Consider the following 9,959-nt stretch of genomic DNA (forward strand, 5'->3'; position numbering starts at 1 on the left):
TGGGCATTACCCTGTTGCTGGAGCGCAGAAAATCGGCGTTGCCATTACGTCTTTAGCTCTCGGCTTGTCCGTCGCTCCGGGGCAGCTCGATAGCGTTGTAACGGCAGATCCGACGGAAAATGGGCGGTGCACGGGTTGTGCGCAAATCCTGGAGTCTCCCCCTCATAGTTGCGGATTGCCAGCAATTTGCCGTTACCTGAGGCGCGAGGGTCCACATGCATGCGGGCGCCCAGCAGCGCGGCGTTGAGCACAACACCCACAGGACATTGCATTCTGCCTATTGTGTTGCAGCGAATGAAGCAGCGCTTGAGAGACAAGGCATTTTCTTTTAAACTCACACGCTATGCTGTTCAGCGCTTGACGAATAGATGACATAACGACTTAGTTCAATGTTAGGGCCAACGTACCATTTCCAGCGGCTGGAAGTTGCGAAGTCTATATGAATTTCTTTGAAAGATCTGTTGCAACGCCCCCTGTGCGAGTTGGCGAACTGCTGGTCCGGCGGCGAACAGTTCGCCAATGCTCGCCGCTGACCCGCGGCTTGCATATTGTCTCTCCTTCCGCCAGTGCAACAAAACATTCAATGAAATTCGCAGAATCGTTAAGCCGCAAAATCGCTGATGATGGTACGTTCACCAGACTAGAAAAAGGTAAAGCCAATCTATCCTCGGTACCGCCGCACAGCACGTGTCAAGCAGGCTGCTGGCCGCCGACTAATCAGATCGGACAAGGACATGCCCCTGACAACAGCCCTGCAACAAACAGGAGAAGTCTGACTCCGGCATAGTAGCTGTGAAGCCGACGAACAAAGCCGGGCAACCGGCAGCGGAGTTGGGGGAGCCAAGGCCGGAGACCAAGGGGAACGCGGAACAGCAACGCATGCACCGGACACAGAGCCGGGCTCGCATGTCCCTGTCGCTGGACCGAGTACGGCAAGCCGCAAGGCTGAGGAAGAAGGAACGGTTCACCGCGCTCTTCCACCATATCAATGTAATGGGTAGTCAAGGGCCCGTATGCTCGACCGGCCCAGACCAAACTCTTCCATGTTGACAAACCTCGAGAGCGGACTCAGGAGGCACCATACCGGCCCGATACAATCTCAAACGGCAGTCGACAACTGCCGCAAGAAAAGTTTAACATTGGTCTGAAAATTTTCATAAAACATTTTCTTTATATCTTCTGAAGCCTATCCGAATATGGGTTGCAAATTTGCAAGGAAGCTCTAGATGAACGAAGTGATCAGCAATACTGTGTCAAAATTGGATCTTGAGGAGTACTTCGATGAAGATTATATTTATTTCGGAGATATAGTAAATTCACCAGAGACTAGCGATCGTCAAGCAGGAGTGATTTGGAAGCTTCTTTCTCTCAAGCAAGGCAGCCCAGTGCTTGAACTTGGATGCGGCTATGGGCGGATTACCAATCGACTAGCGGAAAAAGGGGCGCAGCTGGCCGGGCTTGATATCTCGCCGATCTTGCTAAAAAAAGCCGAAGCAGATGCTGCTGAACGCGGTGTAAATGTTGAGTACGTTCAGGGCGACATGCGCTCGCTTCCCTGGCGAGATCGCTTCGAGGCGGCTTTTCTCTGGTACACGACGTTTGGCTATTTCGATGACGCGGACAATGAGAGAGTTCTTTGTGAAGCCGCTTCTTCACTTCGAAAGGGAGGACGTCTACTAATAGATTACCCAAATCGCTTGGATTTCCTACGCCAAAAGTCGCCTATCTGTTACGTTTCGCAGCGCAACGACAATGTGAGGATAGATATATTTAGCAACGACGTGCTAAGCGACCGATCGAACCTCGAAAGAATTATCGTCCGCGATGGATGTGTTAGACGAGCGCACCTTTCTTTCAGACAGTACGGGTTTTCTGAATATGTTCGCATGTTGCGAATCGCGGGGTTCGAGGCCGTTGAAGCTTATGGGCACGAGGGAGGACCGTTTACATACGATAGCTCGCGCCTCGTGATTGTCGCATCGAAATAATTCCACCTGCCTGGCCCGGCGTGATGTTCCGAAAGGTTGCTCAACCGATCCTCTAAGAAACACTGAAACTTCGAGAATGTTTCTCTTGGCTGGACGGGACAACACTATTGTAAGCTGACAGCTAAAAGTATCCGTTTTGTTGTAAGGGATACTCTGAGGGTACCTTTCGTGCGGTGGCTTGGGGGCAGGTTCGGAGCCATTGAGGGCTTCGGCATGTGACGAGTTCAGGGCTTTGAGGGCGGAGCCGGTGTGAGCCGGTTCAAGGTGTTCACCGGCACTGGTCGTCGACGATATTGACTGGTTGAGGAGAAGGGCCGGATGTCACCGTCGTTGCAGTGAAGCAGGCCATGGCCGCCCTTAACTAATCCTTCGTCTCGCTTACGCGCGCACCTGGTTTTGCTGACAATATGGAGCGCCTCGGTCATCGCGGCAAAAGGCAAAGGTTCGCTATCCGCTGGATAAGGTGTTGTTGCTCTGTCTTGTGGCCGTGATTGCCGGGGCGGGAACCATCGCCGACATCTCGCGCTTTGGTGACAAGAAGCTTGATCTCTGGCGCCGGTTTCGTCCCTTTCGTGAAGGCGTGCCAGCGCATGATCATCTGGGCGATATCCTCGCCAGCCTCGATGCCGAACACTTCCAGCGCTGTTTTGTGGCGTGGGTAGCGTCACTGACGGGCGCACCGGAAGGCGTCGTCGCCATAGACGGCAAGACGGTCCGCCGCTCCAACGGCTCCAGGAGTGCCGAGGAGCCGATACACATGGTTTCCGCCTTCGCCGCCCGCCGGCGTCTGGTGCTGGGGCAGGTCAAGGTGGCGGACAAGCCAATGAGATCCTCGCTATTCCCAGGCTGCTGGACATGCTGGCCATTGAAGGTGCCATTGTGACGATCGATGCCATTGGTTGCCAGCGCGCCACACTGCGCGAGGATGTCGAACTCTTCGCCGCCGAGCAAAAAGCCAGCAACTTCAAGGACACCACCGTGAGCCGCGCCCGTACTGTCGATGGCGATCACGGACGCATCGAGACCCGGGACATCACGGTCATCCACGATATCGACTGGCTTCAAAAGACCCATCAATGGCCGGGCCTCAACAGCGTTGTCATGATCCAGAGCACGCGTGAGGCTGGCGGCAAGATCGAGCGGGAGACGCGTTTCTACATTACCTCGCTGGTTCTCATCGCCAGCCTGATCGGGCCCCTCATCCGAGACCATTGGGCTGTCGAGAACAGCCTCCTGGTGCTCGATATGGTCTTCCGAGATGACGAATGCCGCCTGCGAACCGATCACGCTCCCGCAAACTTCACCACAATAAAACATATGGCGCTCAATCTCATCCGAGCCGCACCAGGCAAGGACTCCTTGCAACTGAAACGAAAAGTCGCCGCATGGGACGATGAATTCTTGGCAAGCATCATCCCTCGATAATTAACTCACCCGATTTCCCTGGGAACAGGTCCTGCTCTCCCGTCTCGCGCTTCTCGTGGCCTGGACACTGCCGTCCCCTCGATTCGCCGCCGCCGAACCGAGTGAATCACGCTTCGCGCCACAAGGGAACCGTAAAGCCGAATTGCAAGAAAGCGATCAAACAACGCAAATCCTGTAGTTCCAAAGCCGCAATCCGCCTCAATCAGCATGCCAGGTCAACAACTTGCAGATAGTTCACGGTCGATTACATGCGGCAGTTGACGATTTGCCGTGGCGGGGGCGGGTTGTCGAAATTCCGCTTCACGCACCACGGCTTGGGTGCGCCGATCAGCAATGCCCGCGTCGGCTTGACCGAGAGGCTTCCTGAGACGCCGACGGCGTCACCTCGTCTCGCCGTAATAGCGGACCTCTCCATTCCGTTCCCCTCGGGCAATCGCAATGGCATGCTGGCTTTCGAGACATGGACACCGACGACATCACTACGTTCGGCTGGATCAAGACGGTCGCCGGTCAGCGCCAAACCAAGTTCCGTGGCCGGCACGGCCTCGGATGGCGCTTCACCTTCGCTGCCGCCGCCTAAATCTGGTGCGGCTGCCGAAGCTCATCGCTGGGACCAGCTGGCATGGCCAAGGTTCCAGCCATCGCCAAGGCCTTTGCCGGTCACTGGCGTATCGCCGAAATGGATGTCTGGGACAACGATCTCGATCTCGTCGAAGATGGGGGCAACCTATACAAGATGTGGAACAGAATGAGCTCGGGAAGCTACTTTCGACCGCCGGTTTGTCGCCATACCCTAAAAGATGGGCGGCTGACAGCCTTGGGCAAGCCCTCGAGCCGCAGCCTCAGCGCCTCGCTGTCCCCGGCTCGATAGCGAATAAGTCCAGGCCCCTTCGACCAAGGCGCGGCGGGCGCGTCGACTGCCGGCGAGTGTGAGGCTCGACCGGCGAACTGTGTCACCGGTCGAGCGCTCCCCCGGGATGAGGCCGAGAAAGGCCATCAACTGCGGCGGCGTATCGAAGCGACGCACATCCCCAATCTCGGCCGCAAATATCACTGCGACCAGGAACGAGGCGCCGCGCATCGCCTGATAGGCCTCGACGACCCGCGCCATGGACCAGGTTGGCACAACGGCGCGCAACTGCTCGTCCAGGCGATGTAGTCGCTGAGCCGCGTCCTCGATCGCGTCGATCTTCTCCTGGAACACGATCTGCTGAGCGGTATGCTCGAAGCTTTGGCGGGCAAGCCAGCGCCGGTGCGCCAACGTCCAATGACCGCCGTTCTGGTATATCCGCCCATGGCGCAGGAGGAGGGAAAGTAGCTGCTGGCGTTTGCGGCGCAGGTCGTCGGCTGCGGCTTCGCGGGCTCGCACCAGATCGCGGACAGCATCGTGGACCACGTCCGGCACCCATACCCCGGTCAGCTCGCCCGCCCGATGCAGCCGCGCCAGCATGACCGCGTCCCGTTGGTTCGTCTTGATGCGCTCGCCCGGCCCTTCGGAATCAGGGCGGGCGCGACCACCATGCCTTCGTGACGAAGATCGCGGAGCTGATGGCAAAGTCCGTAACCCGTCGGCCCGGCCTCGAAGCATCCGAACTATTCTCGACCTCACCGAGAAACCGGACTTCCCCATGCGGGCGCCCTCGCGACCGCAACCGCATGCTTCTTCTTGGTACATCAAATGCCACAAATGCTCCGCTGTCCTCTCCCATGGTTCGTCCTCCGTGCGTGAGGATCGGCTCGGCCTATCCGAACAACCCTCGTCTCTTAATCCACGAAAGGGAGGGCCACCGATCTCGGGCCCTCGGAACACGACGTCTAGCACGACGACGGCGTGGTTTCGCCGATGGCCCCAAGAGAGGGCGATCGGCGAACAGCACGGCGCTGCCGCGTCCAGTCGGATTAATGCGCCGCCTCAGAATTTCTCGGCGATGACCAGCGCCGCCTTGGCCGGACGAAGGCGTCGGCGAAGGCGAGTAAACGGCTGATCTGATCAAGCGCATAGGTTATCGGTTTCTCGCTCAAATTTGGTGCTGAGAGGCTTGGGTCGGGCTCACCAAGTCTGGCTCAGCTCCATCTTGGAACAAGATGATGACGATATCGAAACTGCGCTGGACGCACCCGGCCAATGATCGTCAGTTTAACATGACGGTCGCTAGCACGGCAAAAAGTTGGATCCGTCCAAACAACAGGGGAACACCAAATGACAAAATTCTCGCGAAGGAACTTTATCAAGACTGGCGTAGCCGGCGGCGTGGCGCTTGCCACAGCGCAATTGACGGCACCGATCGGCGGCAAGGCACGCGCAGCGGATTCGCTGTCCGTTGTTGAGTGGGGCCCGCCTTTTATCGACCATACCAAGGCGCTTGCGGCTGAATGGGGCAAAGCTTCGATCGACTGGACGTTGCATGCCGGCGGCGCGGCATCGATTCTGCCAAAGATCAAGGCGGCATGGCCGAATCCACCTTACGATCTGGTCGATGCCTGGAGTGCTGTCTTCCAATCGATGATGCATGAAGACTGGCTGGAGACAGTGACCCTCGAAGACTGCCCCAACTTGGCGGATGTTCCCGAAGGGCTGATTCCGAAGGACGCAAAGGGCAACTGGAAAGCGGTTCCGCGCGGATCCAGTGGGAGCTTTTTCACCTACGTTCCCGAAAAGTGTCCAATCGAGATCAAGTCGATAGAGGACCTATTGAACCCGAAACTCAAAGGCCAAATTCTCTGGCCGAACCCCACTTTGAATACAAACATGCAGGTCGTGATCCTGGCGATGGCTCGCGGCGGCGATCAGTTCAATCTGGAGCCGGGTTGGGAATTCCTAAAGGAACTCGCGAAATCCGGGAATATAGGACGCGTGTCAGCGACAACTTCGGATATAATTACATCAATGGGTACGGGCGAAACGTCGGTGACCTTCGTCGACCAAGGCACTTTTTCCGCGATCAAGGGCGTGAAGGCCGTCCCGTTGACCAAAACGAACAAGGATTTGAAAACGTTCCTTTTCGTCTCTGGTTGGGCGATCTTAAAGAGCTCGAAAAACAAGAAATTGGCAGCTGATTTCGCTAACTATATGATCAGCAAAGCTGCCAGTGAGCGCTATACAAAGGAGGTCGGCGAGGTTCCGGTCAACGCAAAGGCGGAACACAACATCGATCACCTTCGCTTCTCCTCCGAGGAGCTCAAAGAGTTTGTCATCCTGCCGAACATGGATCACCTTGGCAAGGAAGTCGACAGTTGGAATAAGCGCTGGGAGCAGGAAATAGTCCCGCTTCTGTGACGACACGCATCGCAAGTGCAGGAATGGTACCGGGCGCCCGCTTGCGCCCGGTCTCTTCTGCCATACGTGACGCGAGTGGAGCTCTGGATGAAATCTAAGAGAAGCACCGCTTTGTTGCTGTTGCCCGGGTTCGTCTTGTTCCTGGCGCTTCTGGTCTTGCCGCTCGGCAACGTTGTCGACGAGAGCTTCCGGCTATTTGAACCAGGCCGCATCGGTTCTGCCAAGGACGCTCCATACACGTTGAACAACTACGCTGAAATCTTGGAACCACCTTATCTGAGGTATTTCGCCGAAACTTTCCGATTTGGCGTCGTGTCGTCGCTTATCGCCTTGGTAATAGCTTTCCCTATTGCCTACGCAGTGGCAAGACAGCGCCGGCCGTTTTTGAGGAAGCTCGCCATTGGCTTTTTCATCGGTATGATGTTTCTGAGCACATTAGTACGCGTCTACGCCCTGCAGTTGACATTCGGGCCTACCGGATTTGGTGGATTTCTGGCGAGCCTGCTGAATATTTCGGCGAACAGCCGCTTCTATACTGAATTGGTGGTAATATTAGGTTTGTTGCATTACTTGATCCCTATTTCAGTCATCACATTGGTAGGGACAATCCAGAATCTGAATCCGAGGCTGCTGGAGGCATCACAAGTACTTGGCGCTTCGCGCTTGGGATCGCATCTTTCGATCACAATACCGCTTTGTGTGCCTGGGCTGCTATCGGCCTTCCTGATCTGCTTCACGTTGTGTCTCAGCGCATTTGTCGTGCCGATGATTCTCGGAAAGGGCAAGGTGCTGTTCGTTTCCAACTTGATATATGCCCGCTTCAGCGAGATCGCCAATTATCCGAGTGGATCCGCCGTCGCAATGACTATGCTCACGATTGCGCTGATTACGATTTACGGCATCACCTGGGTGGTTTCGAAGCGGTTTCGCAATTCCGAGCGAGGATGATTTCGTGAAGCGCTACATCGATAATGCCGCAGCTGGGTTGAGCGCCGTCAACCTCGTTATATTGTTAATTTTCCTTATCTTCCCGATCGCGGTCACCATCATGATGTCGTTTGACGCGCGTGCGTATCTAGGACCGTTTCCACCCACGGAATACTCAATCCAGTGGTACAAGAATTTCTTCTCTGATGCTTATTATCTGAACGGACTATCGACCAGTCTCCTTCTCGCTGTGATTTCAACAGTCGTCTCCACAGCGGCCGGAGTCAGCGCTGCTATCGCCCTCGACCGCTATGCTGGTGCGGGAAAGCAAGCGCTGGAATCGCTTTTCCTCTCGCCGCTCGTCGTACCGGCGGTGGTGATTGGTTTTGCGCTGCTGCTGTTCTTCGCCATGATCGGCATATTTGACGGGTTCACGCGTCTGCTTGGCGGGCACATCATCATCACGTTTCCCTATACGGTGCGCACGACGCTTGCGGGCCTTGTCGGTATCCAGAGATCCCTGACGGAGGCTGCTATGAGCCTGGGCGCCAGGGAGCGCGAAGCATTCTGGGACGTCACCTTTCCGCTTGCACGCACCGGTATTGTCGCGGGGGCAGTCTTTGCATTTGCGTTCTCCATGGACGACGTGGCCGTCAGTTTGTTCCTTACTTCGCCCGACACCTACACACTACCGGTCGCCATGGTAAGCATGATGCGCACGAACTTTGACCTAACGATCGCTGCGGCTTCGGTTGTGATGATGATATTCACCTTCGCCTTAATTCTAATTCTCGAGTGGACGATCGGCCTTGATCGCCTGATCGGCAAAGGCGTTTTCAGGTCATAGGATTCTGTAGATATGAGTGTTCTTGAACTTAAGCACGTCACAAAGCGCTACGGAAGTTTCTTAGCCGTCGATGACATTTCATTCAGTGTTGAACGGGGGAGCATACTGTCACTGCTCGGACCCAGCGGTTGCGGTAAAACAACAACCTTGAGGCTGATATCGGGCTTTGAGGACGCCAATGAAGGCGCTGTGATGTTCTCCGGCGTCGACATGAAAGGTCGTCGGCCCTACGAACGCAACGTCGGCCTTCTGTTTCAGGACTACGCCCTTTTTCCCCATATGACGGTTGTTGAAAATGTCGCCTATGGATTGAAGCATCGCAACTTTGAAAAGGCTAAAATTCCCGGTCGTGTTTCCGAAATGTTGTCTTTGGTCAAGTTGAAGGGCTTCGAGGATCGGCGGCCAGGCCAATTGAGTGGCGGTCAGCAACAACGCGTGGCGCTTGCCCGGGCCTTGGCCACGAACCCCGAGGTGGTATTGCTCGACGAACCACTTTCGGCCCTTGACGCGAAATTGCGGCACGAATTGCGGTTTGAGCTGAAACAGATTCTGTCTGCAGTGAACGCAACGACTATCGTGGTCACCCATGACCAGGAAGAAGCCATGAGCTTGGGCGACATCGTGGTAGTTATGAGTGCTGGCAGGATCATGCAGCAAGGAGCGCCGACGGAGATCTATGCCGATCCAAGAACGCGCTTTGTCGCCGAGTTTATTGGGCGCTCCAACTGGTTCACGGGCCAACTCGCGAAGAGCACGAAAGGCCTGGCCGAACTGAAAGCCGGCTGCGTTCGGATGTTCGTGCCAATGCCCGTCGGCAGCCGCAACGCCGGAGCCTTCGACGTCTGCGTGCGACCGGAACGAATTCACATCGATGCGCCTGCTCAATCATCGGCAGATACGCCTGTGAACGAGATGCGCGGCACAATACGGGACATCGCCCACCTTGGAGCCGACCTTCACTTGGTGATCGAAATCGCAGGCGGCCAGCTGCTGACAGTGACCGAAAAGTACATTGGGCAAGGTATTGAACGGTCCGGCCAGGAAGTGTCAATCACTTTCCGGCCGCAGGACTGCATTGTGGTGCCAAGTGGGTCTTGAGAAGTCGAGAGCTTCACTATTGCCAACCGACGGCTGGCCATCGTTCAATGTTCCCAGTAGGAGCCGAGTTCGGTCGGGACCGCGCAGCCCTAGGCCTGGTGGCGAGCCGCCGTAGTGATTGAGCGATCTGTTATCGCCAACTCATGAGAACCTACTCGGTCAGGCCTGCGCGGCGCGATCTCGCTTCTACTAAGCTCAAGACGACATACCCCGAACCCGCCATATGGCCGCCGGATCACCACTCTCAGGCCGCGTCTATATTGGAACCAGATGACGATGATATAGAAACTGCGTTTGACGCGCCGGGCAGTTGATCATCAGATCGGCCAGCAGGCTGTTGCCCCCACCGCGTGATATTGGATCATTCGGCAGGTGAGATCATGAAGGAGAAGGCCTC

At 56.1% G+C, this 9,959-nt stretch carries 7 protein-coding genes and 2 pseudogenes; 8 read left to right on the forward strand and 1 reads right to left on the reverse strand.

Annotation, left to right across the window (positions count from 1 at the left end; all coding sequences use genetic code 11):
* The first annotated feature begins 1,226 nt into the window (after positions 1–1,226).
* The 4 genes and pseudogenes from AC0L2L_RS33125 to AC0L2L_RS33140 form a co-directional block, all read left to right on the forward strand.
* The gene (locus AC0L2L_RS33125; protein WP_473583991.1) at positions 1,227–1,988 is read left to right on the forward strand and encodes a class I SAM-dependent methyltransferase; all 762 of its coding nucleotides are present in this window, start codon (positions 1,227–1,229) and stop codon (positions 1,986–1,988) included.
* 481 nt (positions 1,989–2,469) lie between these two features.
* Positions 2,470–2,871 carry an ISAs1 family transposase gene (locus AC0L2L_RS33130; protein WP_473583992.1) on the forward strand — a complete coding sequence of 134 codons (402 nt, stop codon included), beginning with the start codon at positions 2,470–2,472 and terminating at the stop codon, positions 2,869–2,871.
* Positions 2,844–3,413: an ISAs1 family transposase gene (locus AC0L2L_RS33135; protein WP_473583993.1), complete on the forward strand. Its 570-nt coding sequence runs from the start codon at positions 2,844–2,846 to the stop codon at positions 3,411–3,413. The genes AC0L2L_RS33130 and AC0L2L_RS33135 overlap by 28 nt, the downstream gene beginning before the upstream one ends.
* A 484-nt stretch (positions 3,414–3,897) precedes the next feature.
* Positions 3,898–4,022 (forward strand): annotated as a pseudogene (locus tag AC0L2L_RS33140) (IS5/IS1182 family transposase); the annotation flags it as partial.
* Between the two features lie 201 nt (positions 4,023–4,223).
* On the opposite strand, the pseudogene AC0L2L_RS33145 reads toward AC0L2L_RS33140, so the two are convergent.
* Positions 4,224–5,122: pseudogene (locus tag AC0L2L_RS33145) on the reverse strand (IS110 family RNA-guided transposase); the annotation flags it as partial.
* Between the two features lie 491 nt (positions 5,123–5,613).
* Here AC0L2L_RS33145 and AC0L2L_RS33150 point away from each other — a divergent pair.
* The 4 genes from AC0L2L_RS33150 to AC0L2L_RS33165 all read left to right on the forward strand — a co-directional run bounded on the left by AC0L2L_RS33150 (position 5,614) and on the right by AC0L2L_RS33165 (position 9,562).
* Complete coding sequence (locus AC0L2L_RS33150) at positions 5,614–6,690, forward strand: ABC transporter substrate-binding protein (RefSeq protein ID WP_473583994.1); 1,077 nt, start codon at positions 5,614–5,616, stop codon at positions 6,688–6,690.
* An 87-nt stretch (positions 6,691–6,777) separates the two neighbouring features.
* On the forward strand, positions 6,778–7,638 hold the full coding sequence (locus AC0L2L_RS33155; protein ID WP_473583995.1) for an ABC transporter permease: 861 nt from the start codon (positions 6,778–6,780) through the stop codon (positions 7,636–7,638).
* Positions 7,639–7,642: 4 nt separating this feature from the next.
* The gene (locus AC0L2L_RS33160; RefSeq protein WP_473583996.1) at positions 7,643–8,464 is read left to right on the forward strand and encodes an ABC transporter permease; all 822 of its coding nucleotides are present in this window, start codon (positions 7,643–7,645) and stop codon (positions 8,462–8,464) included.
* A gap of 12 nt (positions 8,465–8,476) precedes the next feature.
* Positions 8,477–9,562: an ABC transporter ATP-binding protein gene (locus tag AC0L2L_RS33165; protein WP_473583997.1), complete on the forward strand. Its 1,086-nt coding sequence runs from the start codon at positions 8,477–8,479 to the stop codon at positions 9,560–9,562.
* The last annotated feature ends 397 nt before the right edge of the window (positions 9,563–9,959 follow it).

The sequence above is a fragment of the Mesorhizobium sp. WSM4832 genome, from assembly GCF_055811115.1.

Coding starts and splice junctions, on each gene's coding strand:
- AC0L2L_RS33125 (WP_473583991.1), top strand. CDS start 1,227: ATGAACGAAGTGATCAGCAATACTGTGTCAAAATTGGATCTTGAGGAG.
- AC0L2L_RS33135 (WP_473583993.1), top strand. CDS start 2,844: ATGCTGGCCATTGAAGGTGCCATTGTGACGATCGATGCCATTGGTTGC.
- AC0L2L_RS33150 (WP_473583994.1), top strand. CDS start 5,614: ATGACAAAATTCTCGCGAAGGAACTTTATCAAGACTGGCGTAGCCGGC.
- AC0L2L_RS33155 (WP_473583995.1), top strand. CDS start 6,778: ATGAAATCTAAGAGAAGCACCGCTTTGTTGCTGTTGCCCGGGTTCGTC.
- AC0L2L_RS33165 (WP_473583997.1), top strand. CDS start 8,477: ATGAGTGTTCTTGAACTTAAGCACGTCACAAAGCGCTACGGAAGTTTC.